We start from the raw sequence: 24,600 nt of genomic DNA, 5'->3' as shown, positions 1-24,600 counted from the left end.
CACCATCTAACACAAGCAAACGTGTTATGATTATTTATAATAAGTGGAAATTTAATTCGTGTTATACCATAATAAATAGAAAAATCGTTAATAATATCAAAGAGATACTGCTTAAAACACATCATGGTAAAGGTTGATTTATAATGACAAAAATATGTTTTATTAGACATGGAGAAACAGATTGGAATATTGCTGGTAAATTACAGGGCAGAACAGACATCCCATTGAATGAATCAGGCATAAAACAAGCGCAAGCTTGTGGCACTTCCTTACTTCAAAATGAATGGGACCTCATGATTACGAGCCCATTACTAAGAGCTAAAGAAACTGGACAAATTATTCAACAAAAGTTAAACATACCACTTTATGAAAAGGAATCATTTATTGAAATTGCATTTGGAGATGCAGAAGGCCTTACTTATTACGAACGAGATGCGCGTTTTCCGAATCGTGAATATCCAAACAAAGAAACTGAAGCAATGGTTACCGAACGTTTTTTAAAGGGGCTTGAGACTGTACATCAAGATCACACAAATAAAAATATTTTAATTATCTCTCATGGCGCCTTTATTAATGCTATATTCTATTATTTTTCTAATGGAGCAATCGGCACTGGTATTACTAGACTTGCTAATGGTAGTTTCAGTACATTAGAAATTAACGACAATAACACGCACATCCTAGACTATAATACGACACATCATTTACCAGTTCAGAGCCCGAAATCATAAATATCATCAACAATTAAAAGTACCATAACACTCATTCATGATGCATCGTACTAAAAGTTAAAGCCAATATTTCCTTTTAGTAATGACAAGTATGAGGTTTGGTACTTTTTATATTAATAAGGTTTATTTATAATTTTTAAAGAAATCTGTGGTTAACGATTTCACTTTTGGCGATAACATTATCACTGCGATAACGTTTGGAATCAATACGGCTGCAAGTGCCAAATCAAGCAAGTCCCACAATTGTTGTGCAGCACCTAACGCACCTACGATCATCGAAAGCACATATATTGTTTTCATCACCCAACCTGCCGTAAGTCCAAATAAAAATTCTGCCATTCTTGATCCATAAAAAATAACTACTACAACGGTTGAAAATACGAAGAACATCATCGAAATAGATACCATCATACTTCCAAATTGACCAAAAGTATTTTCAAATGCTCTGGCAGTTAACGCTGCAGACTGTGCTTTCGCATCACTCGCTTTCCAAACACCTGAAACTAAAACAACAAAACCAGTGGTACTACAAATGATTAACGTGTCTACCACAATTTCACTGATACCCCAGAAAGCTTGTCGAACTGGGTGGTCCGTTTTTGCAGCTGCATGCGCAATTGACGATGTACCAAGACCAGCTTCATTAGAATAAATCCCTCTCGCAAAGCCCCAACGAATTGTAGTAGCTAATGCTGCACCAAATGTACCTCCTACAGCTGCCGTAGGATTAAATGCCTGTTCTATCACTAACCAAATAACATTAGGGACATGACTAATATTCATTAAAATGATTAAAAAGCCAAAAAAACAGTAAAGCCCAACCATGATTGGTACAATTTTTTCAGCAAACGAAGCAATACGTTTCACACCGCCAAAAACGACGAGTGCAGCAAGAACTGCTAATATAACACCAGAAACCGCCATAGGCACATTAAATGTATCCTTCATCGTGCTCGCTGCAGAATGACCTTGAACCATAATACTTGGAACAATTTCAATCATCAGCGCAAAGGCAAATATCAACGAAAAAATTGTGCCTAACTTCTTGTTTTTAAAGCCTTTTTTCATGTAATAAGTCGGACCGCCCACAAACTCACCTTTTTTATTTTGCTCACGATAGTGGACACCTAAGACATTCTCACTAAATTTTAAAGCCATGCCTAAAAAAGCGATAACCATCATCCAAAATACCGCACCAGGCCCACCCATCATTATCGCAGTAGGTACACCCACGATATTAGCTGCACCTACAGTTGAAGATAAGGCGGAAGTTAAAGCCTGACGTGGTGTAATTGTTCCTTCCCCTCTAGGTTTTTTATTAACACTCCCAAATGTTTGTTTGAGCATATAGAAAAAATGCCTAAATTGAATAAAATTTAAATAGACTGTCAAAAATACACTTGCAAACAAAAGCAGGAGTACAAGTGGATAACCCCATAACCAATCCGAAAAAGAAATTAATTTTTCCAAATATTACAACCCCTTTGCTTTAAAGCATCTCACCATATGTTGTGATCAAAGTAATATGACTTTAAGCTCCAATCACTTTAAAAGCGATATATGTAGATACTTAAAAATGTAATATGTAATATTATTCCCTAGAGTCGTTCACTCAAACCGAGTTCAGAGCTTGTGAAAACAAAAAACAATAGTGCCGTTAATAAATGGATCAGTTTTTGTTTCTTTACAGTATTAACAAATTTTAAATCTTCAGCTCTACCCTAAATATCAATGGTCTGCTACATTTACTTCTATTTCTTTGAATCACTTGTCTCACTGATTTGATTGATATATTGTAATCATTTTGAGTGATATTGGCAGTGGTTTATACCTACTCCTGTGGTAAGCACACTAGCGAAAGACTACAGCTAAGGTAGTGTCCCTAGAAAGCGCGCATAAAAAAACTGCCAACAAAGTCAGAGACTTTGTCGACAGTATGGACCAATCCATTTAGTAAACGGATTAATCCTTGTTGCGCTTGTTTTTAATATTCCAACATCCTTAACTTCAAGCTTTTCAAGAAACTTTTAGATAAAACGTCCAATACGTTTGTCTGAAATACCTGCTTCATCACTATAAATTTCTTGTCCTCTTAAAATTGTACGTGTGACTTGAGCACCAATTTCACGACCGATATATGGACTCATTTTGTTACGATAAGCTAAATCTTCAGCTTGTAATGTATAAGGTGCGTCTGGTTTAATAAATACGAAGTCAGCATCTTTACCGATTGCAATACTACCTTTTGTATCTAAACCAAAGCGTTTTGCTGGTGCTGTCGCAATAATATCAGCAAATTTTGTTAATGGCATTTGACGTTTTTGAACACCTTCGTCGAATAAAATGTCTACGTTGTTTTGTAATCCAGCAATACCACCCCATGCTTCAAATGCATTGTCAGTATCTTTTAAGTCTGGCGTACAAGGTGAATGGTCAGATGTTACAAAACTAATATCACCGTTTAATACGCGGTTCCACATTCCCTCTAAACGAGATTGCTCACGGATTGGTGGAGAACATTTAACAACTGGTCCAATGTCATCTAATTCTTCTTTATAGAAGTACAAGTAGTGTGTACATGTCTCACAAGTAATGTCTACACCTTCTTGCTGTGCTTTGATGACTTCATCAACGCCTTCTTCACAAGCAACGTGTACAATGTGCACACGACAGCCCGTTTCCTTAGCAAATAAAATAATTTTACGAATTGGTTCAACTTCTGTAAATACCGGACGACTATCCACGTAAGCACTTAATGTCGTTTCACCATTTTCTTTTGCGATCTCACCTAATCGATCAGTGATTGCCGCATTTTCAGAATGAATTGATAAAATTTTGCCAGTCTTAGCAATTTGCTTCATACCTTCATATAATGAATAATCATCAACATTTTCAAAGTCACCCTCAATAGAACGGTCACCACATGTTGCTAAGAAAGCTTTATAAGCCACAACACCTGCTTCATCTAATTCTTGAATACCACCGTTTAAGTTATATGGTACTAAACCACCATAACTTGCAACATCCACTGATAATTCATCTTTTCCAGCATCAAATTTTGCTTGGATAGACGCTTTGTCAGTTGTAGCTGGAACTTGGTTTAATGGCATTTCCACAAATGAAGTCACGCCACCTTTAGCAGCAGCATTTGTCCCTGTAACATATCCTTCCCAACCATCACGATAGCCACCGCCTGGCTCAGTTATATGCACATGCGCATCCACCATACCAGGTGAAACAATTTGATTTTGTGCGTCAATAACTTGTTCAGCTTCTCCCAATGCTTGACCAATAGCGACAATTTTACCGTCTTTAACACCGACTTCAACTTGTTGCTCTCCGTCTTCTAAAATGACTAAACCATTCTTAATAATCAAATCATACTTCATTATAATCTGCTCCTCCTTTTTTTCTACTTTCTGCATGGAATACATAATGTAAAATTAAGTAAACACCACCGGCAATGACAAAGCCTATAAACCAAGAAAAGTCTGATATCACTGTAAATGCTGGTAAAAATCCTAATAGTGAAATGATGACACCAGCAACCGTTCCGACGTATGCAGAAATATTAATACGTGGTATTTTGTGCTCTTTTTCTTTCAAATCAAAATACAACTTATCTATATCAATGTGACATTTAGACACAATATAGAAATGAACAATCATAACACCTGCTACCGGACCAAGAATAGCACCTATCGCGTTTAGGAATAAGAAAATACTATCTTCCTCTTCCATCATCTTCCACGGCATAATGACTATACTCAATACCGAGGCAATAATTACGCCACGACGATAGTTAATCCATTTTGGTAAAAGTGCAGTGAGTTGATATGCTGCTGGGATGATATTACTCGTCGCATTTGTTGAAATCGTCGTCATCAATAGCACACCAGTAGATATCAGAATCGCCCAGAAGTTGCTCCATTCATTAATAATTGTTAGGATATTCCATTCTTGATGTCCAAGATAAATCGAGCCACCAATAATGATGAACACACTAGCAATCGCGAATAAAATGTGGGCAACTACAATACCTGAAATTTGACCAACCAGTTGTGTTTTAGTAGATTTTGCATTTTGCGTAAAATCAGAAACACTTGCACCAGGTCCTGCCCACACACCTAATAGCGAGTTGATAATTAAAATAAAGGATAAAATCGCTGGGTAAATGATACCACTAGATTTTGTAGAAATTTCATAATCTAAAATATTTCCAACGCCACCAGCAGCCATAACGCCCCAGATAGCCATACCACCAAAGACAATATAAATAAGTGGATTTAATATAGCTGTGAATTTATTTAAAATATCTCCTCCACCAAATCCAATTGCAAAACTAATAGCCCAAAATATTAAAAATGCAATGAGACCTGGAACAGAAATACCAAGTATCGATATGCCTTGTCCAATATCCGCAAAACCAGGGAATATTTTATTTAATAGTATTAATAGTGCTTGTGACCCCGCAAACGTTTGTAGACCAAACCAAGCGATACCTGCGACAACGCCACGTAGGATACCGGGTAACTTCGCGCCTACATCACCATATGTATGACGTAAATGCATAGCAAATGGAATACCGTATTTAGAACCAGCATAACCATTACTAACTAATAATAAAGCGATTACAAAAGAACTTAATATTAATGCAAATATGACTTGTAATGGCGATAGTCCTAATAATAAGAATCCCCCAACTGCAGTATAGTTAGGTATATTATGGACAGCACCCATCCATAGTGTGAAAAAGTTAAATGCGGAGTTATTTCTTTGTGTCGGTGTCTTAGGCATTATATCTTTATTATAACCGCGCTTCTCGAAAACCGCTTGTGATAATGCCGCATTGTTCTCCTGTCTTCCCATTCTATTTTTATCTCCTTTACTTTAACAAGCTAATAACTAGTTGTATAATCTTCAGTTATAAGTGTAGTACGAGTGTAAGCGTTTTTCTTTGTTATTAATGACATTTCTAAACAATAAAATTATAGGAATCGAACAAAATAAGTGTATAATTAATGATATACATTAAATTTTTTGAACATTTTGAACAATCGTTATCACAAATTGACAAAAACCCTGTTTTTTAAGATAAATACAGACAAATAGAATTTATCATTATATATATTTTCATGCATTTTCATTACTAGTGATTGTGTAAATCAGAAGCGGAGGACATAATTATGACTACTCTAAACGAAATTTTATCCGTTCCCCAATTTAAAGGCTTAAAATTGTTAAATAGCAACGGAGATTTATCAGCAGAAGTGACAAATTTAGACATTACTGAAAATAATGATATTAAGCATTTTACTTCAAATAATTCTTTTATTTTAACAACCGGTGTCTTGTTTCAAGATAATCAAGATAACTTAAAAAAGTTAATTAAAGATTTAAATGATATACACACTGCTGGACTTGGAATCAAAGTTTCAAGATTTTTACACGAAATCGAGCAAGATGTCATTGATTTTGCGGATGCTATCGAATTCCCATTAATTGAAATACCAGAAAGTTGGAACTTAGGTGAAATTACACACGAGATTTCTTCATTTATTTCTGACTCTGAAACTGGAAAGTTAAATTATGCATTACAAGTACAACAAGAATTAAACCAATTATTAATCAAAGGCTTCAGTATTGATACTATGATTGAGCGCATGAGCAAACTCTTAGGTGTACCTATCATTCTATTCGATCCTTTCAAAGCACCTGAAGCATACAGTCGTCATTATAGACAAGGTAACGTTTTAATGGCTGAACATACCAAGTATTTCATGAACCATTATCAAGATGCGCTAACATATGATAAAAATAACCTCGTCTTTGAAAATAAAGACCATGTAATTTTCAAAGTATTAGGTTACACATACTTTCCATACTATTTAATGGTTTCTCAAGTTAATAAGCTTTCCTACCCCTTTAGTTTATTAACACTCGAACAAGTAGTCAGCGTGTTAAGTTTCGCCTTATACAAAAACACCAAAATACAAGAAGCCGAGGAAAATGATATTAATCGATTTTTCGAATCGTTAGTCAATAATCAAAACGATCAAACCCTTTCGATCAAAAAGCATGCTGATTTATTAAGACAATATTATATTTATCCCTCTGACTATTATCAAATTATCATTTGCGGCATTGACACCAAAAATAATCTAGAAAATAGTTACTACTTAAATGAGCGGCACCATCTCACATTCCTTTGGTTAAAGCATAAATTAACTGATATTGATTCTTATATCAGCGTTTATAAATTACCGAGTAACGATCGTTTTGCGATATTAATCCAAAATCGACATGAATATTACTTTGAATACCTAAAAAAAATACAACAAAGTTATAGTGAGTACTTTGATGATACGATTTCATTTGGTATCGGAAATGAAGTAACAGAATTCACACAGTTACCTTCTTCATTTTTTGAAGCAAATGAAGCCTTTGAAAATGAACTGCTAAATCATGCAAAAACTTTTATCTCACAATATCATTCCAAAGATATTCAGGAGCTATTACAACTTATCCCTCAAGAAAAGCTATTACCTTTCGTAAAACATACTTTGGGCCCACTGAGTTATCCCAAACAAAAAAAAGATTTAGAATTAAAACAAACTTTAAAAGTGTACATGGATAATCAATGCGATATAACAAAAACGGCAGATAAAATATTTATACACAGAAATACTGTAAAATATAGAATCAATAAATGCAGTAATATGATTGGTACAAATATTGAAGACCCTGTTCATTCCTTAAATATACGTATCGCTTTATATGTATCTGAAATGATTCATTTCGATTAATCGCTCCATCTATTTAAAAAAGCTACGCTGTTTGCGCAATCATGCAAACAGCGTAGCTTTTTCCATTAATTAAACAACAGTGATCTATGTTACCTCTAAAACAAGCGATTCCAACCTATATTATCTATGCATTCATTTTCTCTAAAAATTCTTTGCAAAAAATATTAATTTTTTAAACCGAATGGTTTGCTTTGCTAACTTAAAATAATTAAAATTTATCGATGGGATGTTATAAAAAGGAGATGCATTTATAATGTCGGAGAATGTTATATCTAATAAAAAAAGAAATACGATTATATTAGTTATGCTAAGTAGTGCTTTTGTAGCGATGCTAAATCAAACATTGCTCAACACCGCACTACCAGCAATTATTACGGGATTAGAAATAACTGACACAACTGCTCAATGGTTGATTACAGGCTTTATGTTAGTGAATGGTATCATGATTCCACTAACAGCCTTTCTTATGGATCGATTTCACACAAGACCGCTCTATATTTTTTCTATGAGCGCGTTCTTAATTGGTTCAATCATTGCAGCACTTTCACCTACATTTGGCTTACTCATGTTTGCACGTGTGATTCAAGCGATTGGTGCAGGGATACTTTTACCGCTTATGCAATTCACTGTATTTACACTGTTCCCTTCTGAGAAACGTGGATTTGCAATGGGACTTACCGGTATAGTAGCACAATCAGCCCCAGCAATCGGACCAACCTTAACCGGATTTTTAATTGATACATTTAGCTGGAGAGCACCATTTATTGTGGTAGCTTTTATTGCGATTATCGCATTTATTGTAGGTGCAATATTTGTAGAAAGTAATAACGAAACCAAACATACACAATTAGACAAAACTTCTGTTATATATACAACATTAGGTTTTGGTTTAATGCTTTACGGCTTTAGTAGCGCAGGCAACTTAGGTTTCACATCACCAATCGTTATTATTTCACTTATTGTGGGAATCTTGATTGTTACCATTTTCGTAACAAGACAAATAAGAATCGATAATCCGCTATTAAATATGCGTGTATTTACAAACCGTACATTTTCATTATCTGCATTTGCGTCTATGGTATTATTTATCGGCATTGTCGGACCAGCTTTATTGATTCCAATTTATGTCCAATCAGGATTAGGTCTATCTGCAATTTTGTCAGGCCTTGTTATCTTACCAGGCGCAGTAGTCAACGCATTTATGTCCGTCTATACAGGGAAAATATATGATAAATATGGCTTGAAAGTATTGGCGATTCCTGGATTTGTCCTTTTAATTTTTATGACAATACTACATTGTTTCTTAACTTCAGACACACCTTATTGGTATATTGTCGTCATTTACGCTATAAGAATGTTTGCTGTAGCATTGATTATAATGCCACTGAATACAATTGGTATTAACGCATTAGAAAATAAAAATATTTCACACGGTACTGCGATTATTAATTCTTTAAGAATTATTGCAGGTGCGATTGGTACTGCCATTATGATTACAATTATGGCAATTGTTCGTACAAACTATGTTCCAAGTAAGCATCAGTCCAAAGCAGATATTGCACAACAAGCGACTGTACAAGGTGTCGACGCAGCATTTGCATTCACTACGCTATTATTAATTATTGGTTTTATATTAACACTACTGATAAAAACAAAAAATAAAGCGGATAATACGCGTGAAGTATAATATTAAATCTATTTAAGTGAAAGTAGCAACGCTTCAACAACTTGAACGGTGTAAAAAACATACTAAGATTAGCTATGAAGAAATCTATGACGATAGATTTTTTCATAGCTATTTTATTATTCAATATTTCGTATTGTTGGCTCACTTTCTTAGGGGACAACTTCAGCTTGTAGTCTTCAACTTGTCCTGTTCCCTCAAGCGTCTCGTCAAAATACAACGTATTTATATGTAATTTCTCATTGAAGTACTTAAAAAAGGCTCTATTTCAACCCAAAATGATGTTAAAAATTATTCTACATGCATACACCCAAAAATTAATTTTTATGCTGCTGTTTGTGGCTATTGCCATTCTTTTATAAAATTGGCTTCAAATGATGTATTAATGCTAAGCAATCTTGCAAGAGTCATTAATATTTTATTGGTAGTAAAAAAATAGGTGCAAATCCGAGTCATAACTAACAAGTTGACTTTGAATTAACACCTTTTAAAGTAAATACATGTATATAACTTCAGAGTTCGATTTTAAGACAAATAAAAAAAGACGAGCGTTGCTCGTCTTTTTTTATGCGTTATTATAATTTAATAACGTTAGCTGCTTGAGGTCCACGGTCGCCTTCAACGATTTCGAATTCAACAGCTTGTCCTTCTTCTAATGATTTGTAGCCGTCTTGGTTAATTGCTGAGAAGTGTACGAATACATCGTTTCCACCTTCTACTTCGATAAAACCAAAACCTTTTTCTGAGTTAAACCATTTAACTGTACCGTTATTCATAATAAAAATCCTCCAAGTGCTTTTGCACAAAAATTTGTAATCTGTCTAAAAAATCAAAAGGAGTAAATTCAAAAGAATAAAACTACAAATCAATTTCACGAACTAAATTACTTAATACCTAGTATAACGAATAATCAGACCTTTGTATACCCCTATTTTCAAATAAATATATTTTGCACTTTATTTTTAGTAATATAATCCATTTGAAATATATAATTTAATTGAATATGAAAAATGACAAAATCGTTATATTAAAATGCATTTTTGTAACTTAAAAATATAGCGAACAAATCAAATAACTTTTACATTATAGATAGTTACTTTAAGGAGGTAATAAGTATGAACAGGTTTGTAAAAGTACTTCTAAATATCTTTGTTATCATTATCATTGTTTTTATCGGCCTTTTTGGCTGGAAAGTTTATGCAGAAAAACATTCGGACAATCCTGATGTTGTTAGTTTTGCCAAATTAAATCCGCTCATTACTAATGAAGCATATTATGTAAAAACTCAAAAGCCAACAAAAGTTGAGCACAACAAAAGTGATGATGGAGAAACTCTTGTCACATATAATTATAAGCAAAATGGATATAACAAAAAAGGTGAAAAAAGACATTTAGATTTTAATGGTTTTGGTGAAAAACCATTAAAAACAAATCATTACTTAAAATTAGACACCGAACTTGGGCATGTTCAAAGTTATAAAGAAGTGCCTAAAAATAAAGTACCTAAAAAAGCATTCAATCACCTTTAAACATCACATTATGAATCAAAACAATACACTTAATAAAAATATTATTTTGATGAGCTAATAATATAATAATGCGCACAAGATAGAATTATTTATTTGCAAAATATGTTTTCTAACTTGTGCGCTTTGATTGTAATTTTTTAGTGACTACACCCTAGTTATTCATTCTTTTGACTATTTCATGCTTAATAATCATTAATGCTTGGCTATACTTAGAACTTGTATTTTCTTGAGTGTTAATAATCAAAATGTCTACTAAATCATCATTATCCATTTGAACTAATTCTTGCCGAAATTGATCGATATTTTCTACTAATCTCTTATGGTTAGGCTGATACTTATCTATAACATAATATTGATCAGCACCAAGTCCACCCTCTTCAATCATTTTAGAAATTTCATCCGTGCGCATCTCATTAGTTCTATCAATTTTGATATCTTTATTGTAATAATTAACCATACATATCCCCCACTTCATTCACAAAATCCATCTCATATTAAGGTTACATGCTATCTTTTTGACACTAAACGTAAAACAATAAATCATGCCGTACCACTTACAATAAAATAAAATTACTCCAAAAGTTATATATTACAACTATACCCTGAAATGATATTTTAAACTTTAATTTAGACCATTCTTTTTTATACTTATAATTCAAGGAAGTAATTTAATAAATTTATAAAATATTATCGATTCTCTATATCGTTTCTAAAAACACCGAAACCATATACATCATCTCCTTATAATGAACCTATTTTATATCTATCCTTTTTAAAAATTTTTAAAACATTTCATTATTTTATACTATCAAAATACATTATATTCTATGAGTATAAGATGATATCGTCTAACAGTTCATTATTCCTTATTGGATTGATGATGCATAAAACAGATTCCTAAGTTTTGATAGTAATACCACCATAATAACATTCATAAATACAAAAATTGCTGAATGATAAAATAAAGACTGAGACAACATTTGCCTCAGTCTTTAATACTTCTAATATTTTCTACCATTTTAATGCTCATAATCGCTTTTTTGCTTCGATGCCAATCCATATATTTGTTACTAAACCGACAATCCCCATAACTAATGATGGTATAACAGAATGATTGCTAGTATAAAACGTCACTAAAAACATAAGTAAACCAGTTATCATACTGATTAATATAGATGAAAATTTCATTGGATTACTCCCTTTTTTCGCTATGTTAATTTACATTATTCCTATACTGAAATTCATTTAAAATGAAATAAAGACAGTCTGTTGTATAGTTTTAAAAAATTGGGCATCACAAATACAATAACTTTTTATTTATAAAATATAGAAAATCCCACTTAACCACAATTAAAGTTTTTCAACTCAATATGTATGCAATCACAAATAATATAATCGAAATAATGAGTGACATTAACCAAAACGGAGAACTCACTAAATCTTTATACGCTTGATCTGGTGCATTACGCATTTTCAACCGAATAAATTTGATTCCTAAATACAACGCTTCAACAAAATTAACGATTAAAACAATGCTTAACAGTATCATTGACATGACTGGAGCCCCAAGATATCGTCTCATTTAATCCATATCGTACCACAAGATTTTTAATAATTAAATATATATAAAAATATTAATTCAAATTTTTACTACAACCTAAAAACATATGTGTTATTTTATAATTAACATTGTACGTAGTTATTTTTAAAATTATATGGGCTAAATATCATAAAGTTGGAGGGGTATTGTGCAACTATTTTTACTTACACTTTTAGGTATTATTTTCGTTTTTGTATATGCTTCAAATTCAACAATACTTTTACATATCAAACTTATTAGACGAGCTAAAAAAGAAGGTACGGCAGCAATGAATGGTAAACAATGTCGCTTTATGTGGTGTTTGTTTGCAGTTATGGCAACAGGATTTTACCTATTATTACTTAATTCAAATTTGTAATCGAATAATCAAAATATGGTAACTTTCTACCATAAATGAGCAATGATATAGTTGAATTAAAACTCGAACTGTAAAAAGTATGTTTCTAAAATACTGTATAATATAATAAAAACAAAAATAGTAAAGGAGTCATCATATGAAATTTGTAAATTTAACAGCTATGACAGAAAAAGGCCTAAACAAAAAAGTTAATGAATTCTTAGAGGAAAACCCTTATATCGAAATCATTAAATTCGATTATCAATTAGGATATAGCAGCTGTGGCGTAGGTATTCTTTACAATAAAGTTAAGTCTCAGTCCTAAGTTTATTGTATAGGAAAACATGTTTAGACTTCTATATAGCATTACTTATTTGTTCATTTACAAACCTATTTTCACGAACGGCTAATAAAATAATTGTAAAACGGTCATAATTATAGTTAACAAACAAGCTAATAACATAACATTTTGAGCTCTATGAGTGTCCTGATTTCCATTTTTATATTCCTTTATTACAAATAGCCAAGAAAGAATAACTAAAATCCCTAAAATAATGCCAATCGTTTTCATTTTACCTCTCCTAAAATGTACTGTATAACTGATTATTATTCGTTCAAGTTCAAAAAGATACTTCAAATTATATTTTTATAATATCATACATTTTAAAACGTGAATTGTTTGTAAATAATCTAACTTATTATAATTGGAAATATTCCAATCCAACTATATTTGAAATAAAAACAATAGCTGAAACATAATAATGTTTCAGCTATGAATATCTTATGGAAAGTACACGATTGTGAATACATCCACATCATAATATTTGAATTTTTGTTAATGCTATTCAAAATGATATCACTGTAAGATTATCACAATAGTAATACCTAAAATGTCTTATTTTTGAAAAACTTTAAAATTAACACGTTTACATAATAATAAACTACCCGCAATCAATGAGATACTCGCTAAAAAAATGGTTAATATTCTATTATCTGAAATCATGCCTGTATCAGGTAATTCTTTTATTACATTGTGCTTCACGCTATTTTTTGAATTTTTTACTTCAGAGTTAACTTTTGAGAAATCATTATTTTTTGAAGCGTCTAACTGCTGATTTTTATTAAATCGATCACTTTCTATTCCTGGATTTTTAGGGTTTAAAACACCTTCATCTTTTAATTTTTCATTTACTGCATTATTGTGCAATGACGTCTCACTATTAGATTTATGATTAAATTCATTCGTAGCATCTTCTAATTCCTTCGGCTCTTCAACCTCTGCTATATCTTTGTGCGGAAACACATTTGGTTCTGTAAAACTTCCATCCTTATGTAAAATACCATGAGGTATTTTCTTCGTACCATCCTTTAACTCTATAGGTTTTTCAACCTCTGCTATATCTTTATGTGGAAACACATTTGGTTCTGTAAAGCTTCCATTCTTATGCAAAATACCATGAGGAATCTCTTCACCATTTGCCCCTTGACTGCTAAATTGTACAACTGTCATTAATAAAGCTGTAGATAATAGTACCTTTTTCATTTTAAAACTTCCTTTCTAATAGAGTTATTGTAATATGAATATCTCCCTCATTATTACTGGTAAAGTGAATTTTCGTAATATAAAATTTTCCTTAACTACCAAGAAGTTATCTGTTGTATGTATACAATATATTTTATAAATTAATAACGAATATTTATGGATTTATTACTAATTACCATAATATTGCAAGGAGTCGTTTATTAGGGTGATATTTTTATTTAAGTAAAAATATAGATAGAAAATAGTAATAATATGTAAGTTTTAAATTTAAATATTGGTAATATCAAGTCTGTCAAAATGTTTAAGTCAAAATAAAAAGAGCTGGAAACTGTACCTTAGTAATGTTCCCAACTCTTTTTATATGATTAAATATGATTCAATCTTATTTTAAAATGGTATTTTAGGTGTTTATAATTTCCCATAACACTGATCTTCAAATTTTATTAGTCTATTCTGATTGTACTTTTATATAAAAGATACACTCTTCGTTTTATCAATAGTAGGTAAACCTATAATCAAACGTATTATTCACTTGATTTTGCTTTATGAACTTTCAAAATTATAAATATAATAACAATTGTTATGGTAATGAAATCAAAAGAATGTGTAAAAGCTTGCCCAAATTCTTTATCTTGCCAGAAATAACGAATGACGAATAAAAGCGTTGAATGCACAAACAACGCAATAAACATGTATATCACTGGTTTATCAAGTAATAGACCAAAAACAAATACAAATAACAGCATTATTATAGTAAGTATCAGCATGACTATGTTTGGCATAGACATATTAAAACTCCAATCATATAGTATTTTAGTCTTACTCTTCTAGAAACCTTTACGTTTAATTTGTCTATATGTAAAAATACCAAAAATAATGACAAAGGCGAATTGTACAGTTTTAATTAGAGGTGAGCTAAATTCTAATATTTTAATATGCAGCATTGTTCCAATAATAGGGGCTATAAAATTAAAACTAAATAATATTAGACATATACCAACTAATACTTGTTGTGATTTAGGCATATTTGCCACTCCAAATTATAAAATTATTGTTAAGAATGTTGATGCTTCCACTGAGGGTGACCCATTATTTAATGATGTAACAATATCATCATCACTAAAAATACAGTGCTAAATTCCAAAAAATATTTTCTGATTTATTCTAATATGCTTATGACCCAATTGATACTTTTTCTTAATAAAAGTACATAAACATTTAGTTGGATTATATTATTTTATAAAAAATAACCGCACCAATTAAGATATGGTTATATAAATATATGACTGCTTGATAAAATTCCAAAAAAATCTTATCTAGCTTTTTGCATCACTTTACTTAATTAACGCTTACAGTAATTTCAATATCAATCGTGTGTTTTAGTGCTTTCGAGTACGGACAATAATTATGCGCTTTTTCAACGAACATCTCCGCTTCTTCTTGGCTGAGATCTTTAAGTAATACATCTAATTCAGCTGCCAATTTCACACCGCCATCAGATTTATCTGGCAATAAATAAGCAGTCGCACGTACTTCTGGCTCAATTGTACCTTTACCTGCACCTTTCAAAATATGCATTAGCGCATTGTTAAAACAAGAGCTGTAACCTGCTGCAAATAACTGTTCAGGGTTTGACTCTGTAACGCCGTTGCCACCCATTTCTTTTGGAACAGCTAAGTCTTGATAAAATGTATTATCTTCACTAAAAACTTTTCCATCTCTTCCTCCATTACTTATGACAGTTGTTTCAAATAATGGTTTTGCCATGAAAATCACTCCAATAATTTTTGAAATTCAATAATAATGATTAATTAACCGTTTTACATATCGAATTAAGCTTAATCTAATTGTATTCTATCATTATTTTTTAGATATTTAAAATCATAAGTGTTAAATTGTCATTTGTCTCTACTCATAAAAAAATAGGACAAGTACATAAGTAAATGTCCTATTGGGCTAAAATACTTTCAATCAATTCAACATATAAATCACTATTTTTATAGCCTTTTAATACGTCTTCTACTTGTCGAAGTGGTACTTCAGGCATTTCTCTTATTTCACTAAGTTTCTCTTGAAATTGCTTTTTTGTTACTACTTCATTATTTACTGCTAAATTATATAAATATAAATTCAATTTATTAATTTCATTTGCAGAGTAATAATAGCGTAACAACACTAAATCCTTAGTAATTAGGTCTGGAGCCAAATGCTCTTGTAGCACATCTATAGAATTCTTTATTAGTAATATCTTCGATTCTAATTCTTCATTATTCATGAAATCACTTCCATATCTTTATATTAAAGTCTGTCCTACTGTTGATACCCAATAACCTATACTACGAGCAGTTGAATCCTTATAACTGTTCCCATTAATGCTTGAGCGACTTGACCTTCAACATTTCCCCAAGTTGCTTCTTCTTGTTTCAAGATATTATTCAAAGTAGGCTCAACATGTTTGTCCCATCTTTTCTCTAATGACTTCCCTGCTCTAGGGCTTAACTCCTTCACACCAGAAAAAAACAGTTTTTTTATTGCTTATCATTGCCTTAATACCCTTTTTAACTGCAAATGAGCCACCAATTCTTTCCGAAGTTCCTTCTTTAAGGTTTTTAGGTAGATTTTCAGTTGTCTTTTGGTTTACATATTCAGGGTTTTTAAATAGTTCGTCTAACGCTTTATTTTCTTTTTGTGTTTCTGTATTTTGATTATAATTCTTCGTTTGGGATACTTCCTCCGCATTTGCTAATGGTGAAACCGAAGTTAATAAAACTGCACTCATAATAAAAGTTCCAAAGATATTTTTGATTTTCAAAATAAAAATCTCCTTTATTATAATTTCCTCCCAAATCACTTTACAAACAACATTCCCAATAACAGATTTACACAATTAATACTCAATTCAATTAAGGTAGTGTATAGATTAAATTAAACCATACACCAGAACTTATACTGGTGAATGGCTTATCCTAATCCTCCAATGGAACATCATCTATAATTTTAGTTCTATTGGGGTACTTCTTATTCATTTTCTCTTCTACTTCAGTCATCCTACTCACCAACATTAATGATTACTGGTAGTTCATGCTTATCTGTAAAAAGTGTATTGTATTTGCCAAGTAGATCACGCGCTTTTAATCGGTCACTTATCTTAATAGGTACTTCAACCATCTCAACACTTTCGTTGTAAATGATATTGTACTTGCCTGTATCTGGGTTCTTAACGTATTCGCCACGTTTAGTGACTACCTCTTTCATTTCTGTTTCTTCCCCAACGGCTGCATTAGATAGTAGATGTAGTATCTCATTCGCAGAAAGCACTTTATCATCAATAACCTTATTTTTATCTTCATAGATATAGTTTCTTAAATAGGTTATAACGTTGTTTATGAGCACTTTGCTACCTGAATCATTCCTTTGATGATAATTGTATTACAGTTTTTAGATAAGTATACATAAACTACGCTTCTATTCACTCCCCGCAATTCCTAAATCACAAAAAAACCCCTCAAGCCTATGCTTAAGGGGTTTCATCATTCTATTCTGTTATTCCCACTCGATGGTACTTGGGGGCTTAGATGTAATATCATAGACAACACGGTTAACGTGGTCTACTTCATTAACAATTCTGCTTGAAATTTTTTGTAAGACTTCCCAATCAATACGCGCAAAGTCACTTGTCATACCATCAATGGATGTCACTGCGCGAATACCAACAGTATGATCATACGTCCGGTAGTCTCCCATGACACCTACGGATTGAATACCAGGTAACACTGTGAAGTATTGCCATATATCACGTTCAAGACCTTCTTCACGAATGACTTGTCTTAAAATCGCATCTGATTCGCGTACGATTTCAAGTTTATCTTCTGTAATTTCACCTAGCACACGGATACCTAAACCTGGACCTGGGAAAGGCTGTCTCCATACTAAGTGTTCTGGAATACCTAATTCGATACCTAATTCACGTACCTCATCTTTGAATAATGTATTAATAGGCTCAATTAATTGGAATTCCATATCTTCAGGTAACCCGCCTACATTATGATGTGATTTAATCGTTTGTGCTGTTTTTGTACCTGATTCAATAACGTCTGTATACAAAGTACCTTGCGCTAAGAAATCTACACCTTTTAGCTTAGATGCTTCATCATCAAAGACATAAACGAATTCATTACCAATGATTTTACGTTTTTGTTCCGGATCTGACACACCTTGCAATTTGTTCATAAAACGTTCTTGAGCATCGACACGAATGATGTTCATGTTGAAGCCCTCACCAAATTGTTCCATGACCATGTCGCCTTCACCTTTACGTAATAAACCATGGTCTACGAAAATACATGTTAATTGGTCACCAATCGCTTTGTGTAATAATACAGCAACAACAGATGAGTCTACACCACCACTCATTGCACATAGCACCTTGCGATCACCAACAAGTTCGCGGATTTTTTCAACTTCAATATCAATAAAGTTTTCCATTGACCATTCACCAGTACATTCACACACACGACGTACGAAGTTACGTAATAAATCGTTACCAAATTCAGTATGACGTACTTCAGGATGGAATTGAACACCATAGATACGGCGTGATTTATCTTCAATTGCTGCATAGTTTGTGCTTGGACTATCTGCAATCACTTCAAAACCTTCTGGGATTTCGATTACTTTATCTGAATGACTCATCCAAACATTTTGTTCTTCAGGAAGTCCGAAGAATAATTCATCCGTTTTCGCATTAATCACTGCTTTACCGTATTCTCTTTCATTGGCACGTTCAACTTTCCCGCCTAACAATTTAGTTGTTAATTGCATACCATAACAAATACCTAGAATAGGAATACCTAAATTGTAAATTTCTGGGTCTATCGTAAAAGAGTTCTCTTCATATACTGAATTTGGTCCTCCTGAAAGGATAATCCCTTTCGGATTCATGCGTTTAATTTCTTCAATGCTGATTTCATGGTCGTGCAGTTCACTATACACACCCATTTCACGTATACGACGTGTAATTAATTGGTTATATTGGCTACCAAAATCTAAAACAAGTATGAGCTCTTGCTCTTTCGCCATTTCCATAACTTTAAATCTCCTTTTAACTTAGAATGAATAATTTGGTGATTCTTTAGTAATTTGCACATCATGTGGGTGACTTTCTGCTAATCCAGCAGGTCCCATACGTGTGAATTGTGCTTCTTCTCTTAATGCTTCTAAGTTTCTTGAACCAGTGTAACCCATACCTGATCTCACACCGCCCATAAGTTGGTAAATCGTATCTTGTAATGGACCTTTATAAGCAATACGACCTTCAATACCTTCAGGCACGAATTTTTTAGGGGCTTTATCTTCTTGGAAGTAACGATCGTTAGAACCACTTTCCATTGCACCTAATGAACCCATACCTCTGTATACTTTATATTGTCTACCTTGGAATACTTCTGTTGCGCCAGGGCTTTCTTCAGTACCTGCAAGTAAGCTTCCTAACATCACAGCGTGTCCACCAGCTGCCAATGCTTTGATGATGTCTCCTGAGAATTTAATACCACCATCAGCAATAATAGCTTTTCCATGTTTACGTGCTTCTGTTGCACAGTCATACACGGCTGTAATTTGTGGCACACCTACACCAGCAACAACACGAGTCGTACAAATTGAGCCAGGTCCAATACCTACTTTGACAACATCTGCACCAGCTTCGTATAAAGCTTTAGTACCTGCAGCAGTCGCAACATTTCCGGCAACTAATGTCACTTGTGGGAATTTTTCTTTAATGTGTTTAACCTGTTCTAAAACACCTTTAGAATGTCCATGAGCTGTATCAATAACTAAGGCATCTACACCCGCTTCAACTAATTTTTCAGCGCGAATATCTGTATCTTTTGCAATACCAATCGCTGCACCAACTAGCAATCTGCCAAGTTTGTCTTTAGCAGAATTTGGGAATTCAAGTACTTTTTCAATGTCTTTGATTGTGATTAAACCTTCTAATTTACCATCTTTAACTAACGGTAATTTTTCTATTTTATGTTGCTGTAATAGTTCTTCAGCTTCATCTAAAGTAGTGCCTACAGGTGCTGTAATTAAGTTTTCTTTAGTCATAACATCTGAAATCTTAATAGAAAAATCTTCAATAAAACGTAAATCACGGTTTGTTAAAATACCGACTAATGTTCTTTCTTCTTCATTGTTAACAATAGGTACACCTGAAATACGATATTTGCCCATTAATGCCTCTGCTTCATATACACTTTCTTCTGGCGTTAAGAAGAATGGATTTGAAATAACACCATTTTCTGAGCGTTTAACTTTTTGAACTTCATCTGCTTGATCTTCAATATTCATATTTTTATGAATGACACCTAGGCCACCTTGTCTAGCCATTGAGATTGCCATTTTAGATTCAGTTACAGTATCCATACCTGCTGAAATAACAGGGATATTTAATTTAATACCTTCTGATAATTGAACGCTCAAGTCTACTTCTTTCGGCAATACATCTGATTCTGCTGGTAACAATAACACATCATCAAAAGTTAAAGATTCTTTTTCAAACTTATTTTCCCACATATGAATACAGCCTCCTAATATTTGTTTTATAGCTCCATTATTCCATAGTTTCTATGTTTTGTTGATTCTTAATGCCGTTAAAAAAGAAATTCAAAACAATTGCTGAAATCGCACCGAGTACAATACCATTTTGAGTTAACCATGCGAATTGGTCTCCTAAAGCTTGAAACGCTTGTGGTACTGCACTTATACCCGTTCCTAGTCCAACTGATACCGCGATTACCAATAAATTATTTTGATTTTTGAAATTAATATTACCTAATATACTAACACCATATGCCATAACCATGCCAAACATTGCTATCATTGCTCCACCTAATACTGGTAGTGGAATCATATTTGCTAAAGCACCTAATTTAGGAATACAACCACAAATAATGAGCAAGATAACCATGCCATAGATAACTTTGTTCTTTTTAGCACCAGATAATGATACTAAGCCTACATTTTGAGAATAAGCAGTATACGGGAATGCATTAAAAATAGATCCTAAGATAATCGCAAGACCTTCAGCTGTATAACCTTTACGAAAATCTTTTCTTTCCAATTTCTTACCTGTAATTTCACTTAATGCATGGTAAACACCTGTTGATTCTATCAGACTGACTAACGCAACAATAAAGAATACTAAAGTTGCGCCAAAATCAAAGCTGAATGTTGAAAATCTAAATGGTTGTGGTAACGAAAACCAATGTGCTTCACCAACTTGTTTCACATCAACAATGCCAAATATTGACGCTAATACTGTACCTACAATTAAGCCAATCAATATGGCAATAGATTTTAAGAAACCTGTTGTAAAACGTTGCACAATTAATATGACTATTAATGTAATTACACCAAGTAAGATGTTTTTGGCATCACCAAAATTTTTAGCACCTTCTCCACCTGCTAAATAATTCATCGCTACTGGCATCAAATTGATACCTATAATTGTAACGACACTACCTGTTACAACTGGTGGAAAGAATTTAACTAAATATGAAAAGAATGGAGCAATGATGACAACCAATATACCTGATAAGAAAAGGGAACCATATAAATCACCTATGCCTTTGGTTTGCCCGATTAAAATCATCGGCGCAACGGCAGTAAATGTACAACCTAAGACGATAGGCAATCCGGTGCCTGTGCCTTTCCAAACTTGTAAAAATGTGGCTACACCACACATAAAAATATCAACAGTGACTAAGAAGGCAATTTGTTCTGGAGTAAAATCTAAGCTTGTCCCTACAATAATTGGTACGAGTATGGCGCCTGCATACATCGCCAATAGATGTTGTAAACTTAAGATAAATGTCTTCATGATTGTTCCTCAACAAATGTCACTTTATTTCCACTTAGAGAAGCAACTTTACATAAAGACGATACTTTCAACCCTGCTGTTTCTAAACGTTCTCTGCCTGGTTGGAAGCTCTTTTCAACTACAATGCCTACGCCAACAGTTTCAGCATTGGCTTGTTGAACAATTTCATTTAAGCCTAATGATGCATCACCATTAGCTAAAAAATCATCAACAATTAATACGCGATCATTTTCGTCTAAAAATTCATCTGAAACCACTACAGTACTCGTCGTATTTTTAGTGAATGAATGGATATCAGCTTGATATGTATTTTTCGTTAACGTGCTAGGCTTTGCCTTTTTAGCAAATAAGCATGGTACATCAAAATGCATTGCTGCCATGATTGCTGGTGCAATACCAGATGCTTCAATCGTTAATACTTTAGTAATCCCTTCATTTTTAAATTGATTATAAAACGTTAGTCCTACGTCGTGCATCAGCTTTGCGTCTATTTGATGATTTAAAAACCCATCTACCTTCAAAATCTTCTCATCAATGACGACACCGTCTGCCTCAACTTTCCGTTTTAACAAATCCACTCAAAAAACCTCCTCATTTTTTATACAAAAAAAATCCTAAACTAACTTAGTTTCAGGATCTATGAGTGAACGTGCAATACTATAAAGAACTGATAGCCTTCAACATTCATTTCCCTAATTATGTAGAAATTGAAAACACGACAATTGTTTTAGAAGAATATATTAATCACTTCATTTCCCAAATCAAACTTTAAAACGATTGAAGTTGAATGCTTTGTATTGTATTGGTTACCCATAGTCATGTCGTTAATGGCAACATGGTAGAAACTTCTAGAGCCATATTCTCTAGATTATATGAGTTAGATAAATTATTAACTGATGATAGCAAATTTCGGCATGATTTTCAACACGAATATTATAAGTAAGCGCTTTAAAGAAGGAGATTTATTAATAATCAATTATGTTAGTAACCGCTTTCTTTACTTTTAAATCAAGATTGTCAGATACGCCACTTCATTATATAATAAATATATATTCGTTTTACCTAGTAGTTAATAGGGAAAGTATTAGATAAACAATAGAAAAGTGGACGGAGGGACAGTTAATGGCTGATTTTACAATCGTACAAAGTAAAGACGAAATACTACCAACTATCCAGCAAAAATTGTCAGAAGGATATGTTGAATCTGAAATTTCAGTAATTAGTAAGACAAAACTTCATTTTGACGAATTACATGATTCTGAAGTAAACCTAACAGCAACGAGTGGCTCATTCAGTGACAAAATGGCTAAAATTTTAACTGGCGAAGACGGCGAAGAAACTGTTTTAGCTTATTATGATATTAGCGATGATGATAAAGAGCGTTATAAAAAAGAGATCCTTGATAATAACTATCTCGTGATTGCAACTAAAGATAACTCTTCTCATGAAGAAGTACAAGAAGCAAATGCTGCATATACAAATAGTGCTATTAAAGATAAGCATTACGCAGAAGAAACAGATGGACCAAAATCCTAATCTACGCTCAAGTAAAGTGTGATTTATACTATTATTTTAATAAGATCACAAAATACTTTCACATAGCTACTTAACATTATAGACTACCTTTATAAGGAGCGAACGCAGGAAATCACTTTGTATTTTGTGGTTTCTGTCTCGCTCCTATTTTATTCCTTTTATAAATGACCCATAGAATATTTTTAAAAATTATTTCCACTGATTTCCATTTATTTACTATGTTATAATAAACGCATTATTATTGGAGGGCATCTATTCATGGATTTTAAGACTATCAAATCAATTGATGATCCATTATTTAAAGCAGCATTAAAACTATATGATGGACAATTCGACATTGATTTATCTGAAGATGAACAAATATTTAAACAATCTTTAAAAAATGAACATACCAAAGATGATTATATCTTTTTAGTAGGCTTACAGTCAGATAAAGTTGTTAGCTTAGCAACTGCACATTATGAAGCGACAACAAATTCTGCCTTTTTAATCTATTTAATTGCAAATGATCAATCGGACCACGATGAATTAATTACAAATACTTTGACACGTATTGAAAAGGAAATTAATTATTTATCCAATCAATTACATGAACACGATGTAAACTTTATTATGCTAGAGGTACCTAAAGAACCAGAACTTGTTTCAGAAGATGAGCAACAGGTGCTCAGTAACAGACGCGAGTTTTTATTTAGCCATGGTTTTGAAAGACAATATGATTTAGATTATCTAGCCCCAAATTTAGACGGATATTCAGAAGGATTACCTAAAGATTTGTTTATCAAATCTAATATAGAACTGACAAAAGACATATATGGGCCAAGTATTAAATCAAACTATATATTAAAGTATGTATTTGCGAACAGAATTTCTAGAAGTATTATTTACCCATTATTAGAAGAAATGGATTTACGTAAATCATAGTGTACACCACTTGAAATCACTGTTAAAACAG

The 24,600-nt window shown here is 32.6% G+C and carries 28 protein-coding genes and 1 riboswitch; of the genes, 8 read left to right on the top strand and 20 right to left on the bottom strand.

The features are described 5' to 3' along the window. The first annotated feature begins 143 nt into the window (after positions 1–143). Positions 144–731, top strand: coding sequence for a histidine phosphatase family protein (locus AB1J10_RS01710; protein ID WP_070038338.1), 588 nt, complete (start codon positions 144–146; stop codon positions 729–731). Between the two features lie 123 nt (positions 732–854). Here AB1J10_RS01710 and AB1J10_RS01705 read toward each other — a convergent pair whose 3' ends face one another. The 3 genes from AB1J10_RS01705 to allW form a co-directional block, all read right to left on the bottom strand. After that, the gene (locus AB1J10_RS01705; protein ID WP_046207025.1) at positions 855–2,201 is read right to left on the bottom strand and encodes an alanine/glycine:cation symporter family protein; all 1,347 of its coding nucleotides are present in this window, start codon (positions 2,199–2,201) and stop codon (positions 855–857) included. 557 nt (positions 2,202–2,758) lie between these two features. Further along, the gene (gene allB, locus AB1J10_RS01700) at positions 2,759–4,120 is read right to left on the bottom strand and encodes an allantoinase AllB (protein WP_046207026.1); all 1,362 of its coding nucleotides are present in this window, start codon (positions 4,118–4,120) and stop codon (positions 2,759–2,761) included. After that, positions 4,110–5,600, bottom strand: a complete 1,491-nt coding sequence (gene allW, locus AB1J10_RS01695; protein ID WP_070038340.1) for an allantoin permease — start codon at positions 5,598–5,600, stop codon at positions 4,110–4,112. The genes allB and allW overlap by 11 nt, the downstream gene beginning before the upstream one ends. A gap of 317 nt (positions 5,601–5,917) precedes the next feature. Here allW and AB1J10_RS01690 point away from each other — a divergent pair, with 317 nt between their 5' ends. Beyond that, the gene (locus tag AB1J10_RS01690; protein WP_070038342.1) at positions 5,918–7,537 is read left to right on the top strand and encodes a PucR family transcriptional regulator; all 1,620 of its coding nucleotides are present in this window, start codon (positions 5,918–5,920) and stop codon (positions 7,535–7,537) included. A 253-nt stretch (positions 7,538–7,790) separates the two neighbouring features. Then, positions 7,791–9,224 carry an MDR family MFS transporter gene (locus AB1J10_RS01685; RefSeq protein WP_070038344.1) on the top strand — a complete coding sequence of 478 codons (1,434 nt, stop codon included), beginning with the start codon at positions 7,791–7,793 and terminating at the stop codon, positions 9,222–9,224. Positions 9,225–9,796: 572 nt separating this feature from the next. Here the strand turns inward: AB1J10_RS01685 and cspD are convergent. Beyond that, positions 9,797–9,997, bottom strand: a complete 201-nt coding sequence (gene cspD, locus AB1J10_RS01680) for a cold-shock protein CspD (protein WP_019469926.1) — start codon at positions 9,995–9,997, stop codon at positions 9,797–9,799. Between the two features lie 339 nt (positions 9,998–10,336). On the opposite strand from cspD, the gene AB1J10_RS01675 reads away from it, so the two are divergent. Next, complete coding sequence (locus AB1J10_RS01675; RefSeq protein ID WP_046207030.1) at positions 10,337–10,750, top strand: YxeA family protein; 414 nt, start codon at positions 10,337–10,339, stop codon at positions 10,748–10,750. A gap of 151 nt (positions 10,751–10,901) precedes the next feature. Here AB1J10_RS01675 and AB1J10_RS01670 read toward each other — a convergent pair whose 3' ends face one another. From AB1J10_RS01670 to AB1J10_RS01660, 3 genes are all read right to left on the bottom strand, one after another. Continuing rightward, on the bottom strand, positions 10,902–11,207 hold the full coding sequence (locus AB1J10_RS01670; protein WP_046207031.1) for a hypothetical protein: 306 nt from the start codon (positions 11,205–11,207) through the stop codon (positions 10,902–10,904). A gap of 569 nt (positions 11,208–11,776) precedes the next feature. Beyond that, positions 11,777–11,938, bottom strand: a complete 162-nt coding sequence (locus AB1J10_RS01665; RefSeq protein WP_157948037.1) for a hypothetical protein — start codon at positions 11,936–11,938, stop codon at positions 11,777–11,779. A 172-nt stretch (positions 11,939–12,110) separates the two neighbouring features. Then, complete coding sequence (locus tag AB1J10_RS01660; RefSeq protein ID WP_046207032.1) at positions 12,111–12,305, bottom strand: hypothetical protein; 195 nt, start codon at positions 12,303–12,305, stop codon at positions 12,111–12,113. Positions 12,306–12,498: 193 nt separating this feature from the next. Here AB1J10_RS01660 and AB1J10_RS01655 point away from each other — a divergent pair, with 193 nt between their 5' ends. Together AB1J10_RS01655 and AB1J10_RS01650 are read left to right on the top strand one after the other, a co-directional pair. Then, positions 12,499–12,708, top strand: a complete 210-nt coding sequence (locus AB1J10_RS01655; protein WP_046207033.1) for a hypothetical protein — start codon at positions 12,499–12,501, stop codon at positions 12,706–12,708. A 136-nt stretch (positions 12,709–12,844) separates the two neighbouring features. Continuing rightward, positions 12,845–13,012, top strand: coding sequence for a hypothetical protein (locus tag AB1J10_RS01650; protein ID WP_164987248.1), 168 nt, complete (start codon positions 12,845–12,847; stop codon positions 13,010–13,012). A gap of 81 nt (positions 13,013–13,093) precedes the next feature. On the opposite strand, the gene AB1J10_RS01645 is transcribed toward AB1J10_RS01650, so the two are convergent. The 13 genes from AB1J10_RS01645 to xpt form a co-directional block, all read right to left on the bottom strand. Beyond that, positions 13,094–13,258 (bottom strand): hypothetical protein, encoded by a 165-nt coding sequence (locus AB1J10_RS01645; RefSeq protein ID WP_186821097.1) that lies wholly within the window; start codon positions 13,256–13,258, stop codon positions 13,094–13,096. 324 nt (positions 13,259–13,582) lie between these two features. After that, positions 13,583–14,230 carry a hypothetical protein gene (locus tag AB1J10_RS01640; RefSeq protein WP_369002981.1) on the bottom strand — a complete coding sequence of 216 codons (648 nt, stop codon included), beginning with the start codon at positions 14,228–14,230 and terminating at the stop codon, positions 13,583–13,585. Between the two features lie 524 nt (positions 14,231–14,754). Then, positions 14,755–15,018 carry a hypothetical protein gene (locus AB1J10_RS01635; RefSeq protein WP_238394772.1) on the bottom strand — a complete coding sequence of 88 codons (264 nt, stop codon included), beginning with the start codon at positions 15,016–15,018 and terminating at the stop codon, positions 14,755–14,757. Between the two features lie 39 nt (positions 15,019–15,057). After that, complete coding sequence (locus AB1J10_RS01630) at positions 15,058–15,255, bottom strand: hypothetical protein (RefSeq protein ID WP_046207035.1); 198 nt, start codon at positions 15,253–15,255, stop codon at positions 15,058–15,060. A 313-nt stretch (positions 15,256–15,568) separates the two neighbouring features. Continuing rightward, entirely contained in the window at positions 15,569–15,997 is a 429-nt protein-coding gene (locus AB1J10_RS01625) for an Ohr family peroxiredoxin (RefSeq protein ID WP_046207036.1), read from the bottom strand. Positions 15,998–16,178: 181 nt separating this feature from the next. Next, complete coding sequence (locus tag AB1J10_RS01620) at positions 16,179–16,505, bottom strand: hypothetical protein (protein WP_070038347.1); 327 nt, start codon at positions 16,503–16,505, stop codon at positions 16,179–16,181. Between the two features lie 56 nt (positions 16,506–16,561). Further along, positions 16,562–16,738 carry a hypothetical protein gene (locus AB1J10_RS01615; protein ID WP_226857796.1) on the bottom strand — a complete coding sequence of 59 codons (177 nt, stop codon included), beginning with the start codon at positions 16,736–16,738 and terminating at the stop codon, positions 16,562–16,564. After that, positions 16,719–17,042 (bottom strand): hypothetical protein, encoded by a 324-nt coding sequence (locus AB1J10_RS01610; protein ID WP_064209622.1) that lies wholly within the window; start codon positions 17,040–17,042, stop codon positions 16,719–16,721. Before AB1J10_RS01610 ends, AB1J10_RS01615 begins: the two co-directional genes overlap by 20 nt. A 236-nt stretch (positions 17,043–17,278) precedes the next feature. Next, entirely contained in the window at positions 17,279–17,623 is a 345-nt protein-coding gene (locus AB1J10_RS01605) for a terminase small subunit (protein ID WP_308889488.1), read from the bottom strand. A 150-nt stretch (positions 17,624–17,773) separates the two neighbouring features. Then, on the bottom strand, positions 17,774–19,315 hold the full coding sequence (guaA, locus tag AB1J10_RS01600; RefSeq protein ID WP_019469906.1) for a glutamine-hydrolyzing GMP synthase: 1,542 nt from the start codon (positions 19,313–19,315) through the stop codon (positions 17,774–17,776). Positions 19,316–19,336: 21 nt separating this feature from the next. Continuing rightward, entirely contained in the window at positions 19,337–20,803 is a 1,467-nt protein-coding gene (gene guaB / locus AB1J10_RS01595) for an IMP dehydrogenase (RefSeq protein ID WP_064209623.1), read from the bottom strand. Positions 20,804–20,840: 37 nt separating this feature from the next. Continuing rightward, positions 20,841–22,109 (bottom strand): xanthine permease PbuX, encoded by a 1,269-nt coding sequence (gene pbuX / locus AB1J10_RS01590; protein WP_070038350.1) that lies wholly within the window; start codon positions 22,107–22,109, stop codon positions 20,841–20,843. Next, entirely contained in the window at positions 22,106–22,687 is a 582-nt protein-coding gene (gene xpt, locus AB1J10_RS01585) for a xanthine phosphoribosyltransferase (RefSeq protein WP_046207046.1), read from the bottom strand. Before xpt ends, pbuX begins: the two co-directional genes overlap by 4 nt. Before the next feature lie 215 nt (positions 22,688–22,902). Continuing rightward, a riboswitch (purine riboswitch) is annotated at positions 22,903–23,005 on the bottom strand. Between the two features lie 226 nt (positions 23,006–23,231). On the opposite strand from xpt, the gene AB1J10_RS01580 reads away from it, so the two are divergent. Together AB1J10_RS01580 and AB1J10_RS01575 are read left to right on the top strand one after the other, a co-directional pair. Continuing rightward, positions 23,232–23,645 carry a general stress protein gene (locus tag AB1J10_RS01580; protein WP_070038353.1) on the top strand — a complete coding sequence of 138 codons (414 nt, stop codon included), beginning with the start codon at positions 23,232–23,234 and terminating at the stop codon, positions 23,643–23,645. Between the two features lie 258 nt (positions 23,646–23,903). Beyond that, positions 23,904–24,569 (top strand): hypothetical protein, encoded by a 666-nt coding sequence (locus AB1J10_RS01575; protein WP_070038356.1) that lies wholly within the window; start codon positions 23,904–23,906, stop codon positions 24,567–24,569. The last annotated feature ends 31 nt before the right edge of the window (positions 24,570–24,600 follow it).

This window comes from Staphylococcus cohnii species complex 1663 (genome assembly GCF_041008415.1).
Classification (GTDB): domain Bacteria; phylum Bacillota; class Bacilli; order Staphylococcales; family Staphylococcaceae; genus Staphylococcus; species Staphylococcus ureilyticus.
This window is presented reverse-complemented; position numbering and strand designations above follow the sequence as displayed.

Coding starts and splice junctions, on each gene's coding strand:
- AB1J10_RS01630 (WP_046207035.1), bottom strand. CDS start 15,255: ATGCCTAAATCACAACAAGTATTAGTTGGTATATGTCTAATATTATTT.
- AB1J10_RS01690 (WP_070038342.1), top strand. CDS start 5,918: ATGACTACTCTAAACGAAATTTTATCCGTTCCCCAATTTAAAGGCTTA.
- AB1J10_RS01665 (WP_157948037.1), bottom strand. CDS start 11,938: ATGAAATTTTCATCTATATTAATCAGTATGATAACTGGTTTACTTATG.
- AB1J10_RS01580 (WP_070038353.1), top strand. CDS start 23,232: ATGGCTGATTTTACAATCGTACAAAGTAAAGACGAAATACTACCAACT.
- AB1J10_RS01645 (WP_186821097.1), bottom strand. CDS start 13,258: ATGAAAACGATTGGCATTATTTTAGGGATTTTAGTTATTCTTTCTTGG.
- AB1J10_RS01650 (WP_164987248.1), top strand. CDS start 12,845: ATGAAATTTGTAAATTTAACAGCTATGACAGAAAAAGGCCTAAACAAA.
- AB1J10_RS01640 (WP_369002981.1), bottom strand. CDS start 14,230: ATGAAAAAGGTACTATTATCTACAGCTTTATTAATGACAGTTGTACAA.
- AB1J10_RS01670 (WP_046207031.1), bottom strand. CDS start 11,207: ATGGTTAATTATTACAATAAAGATATCAAAATTGATAGAACTAATGAG.
- AB1J10_RS01675 (WP_046207030.1), top strand. CDS start 10,337: ATGAACAGGTTTGTAAAAGTACTTCTAAATATCTTTGTTATCATTATC.
- AB1J10_RS01685 (WP_070038344.1), top strand. CDS start 7,791: ATGTCGGAGAATGTTATATCTAATAAAAAAAGAAATACGATTATATTA.
- AB1J10_RS01625 (WP_046207036.1), bottom strand. CDS start 15,997: ATGGCAAAACCATTATTTGAAACAACTGTCATAAGTAATGGAGGAAGA.
- AB1J10_RS01635 (WP_238394772.1), bottom strand. CDS start 15,018: ATGTCTATGCCAAACATAGTCATGCTGATACTTACTATAATAATGCTG.
- AB1J10_RS01660 (WP_046207032.1), bottom strand. CDS start 12,305: ATGTCAATGATACTGTTAAGCATTGTTTTAATCGTTAATTTTGTTGAA.
- AB1J10_RS01710 (WP_070038338.1), top strand. CDS start 144: ATGACAAAAATATGTTTTATTAGACATGGAGAAACAGATTGGAATATT.
- AB1J10_RS01575 (WP_070038356.1), top strand. CDS start 23,904: ATGGATTTTAAGACTATCAAATCAATTGATGATCCATTATTTAAAGCA.
- pbuX (WP_070038350.1), bottom strand. CDS start 22,109: ATGAAGACATTTATCTTAAGTTTACAACATCTATTGGCGATGTATGCA.
- AB1J10_RS01620 (WP_070038347.1), bottom strand. CDS start 16,505: ATGAATAATGAAGAATTAGAATCGAAGATATTACTAATAAAGAATTCT.
- guaB (WP_064209623.1), bottom strand. CDS start 20,803: ATGTGGGAAAATAAGTTTGAAAAAGAATCTTTAACTTTTGATGATGTG.
- guaA (WP_019469906.1), bottom strand. CDS start 19,315: ATGGAAATGGCGAAAGAGCAAGAGCTCATACTTGTTTTAGATTTTGGT.
- cspD (WP_019469926.1), bottom strand. CDS start 9,997: ATGAATAACGGTACAGTTAAATGGTTTAACTCAGAAAAAGGTTTTGGT.
- allB (WP_046207026.1), bottom strand. CDS start 4,120: ATGAAGTATGATTTGATTATTAAGAATGGTTTAGTCATTTTAGAAGAC.
- allW (WP_070038340.1), bottom strand. CDS start 5,600: ATGGGAAGACAGGAGAACAATGCGGCATTATCACAAGCGGTTTTCGAG.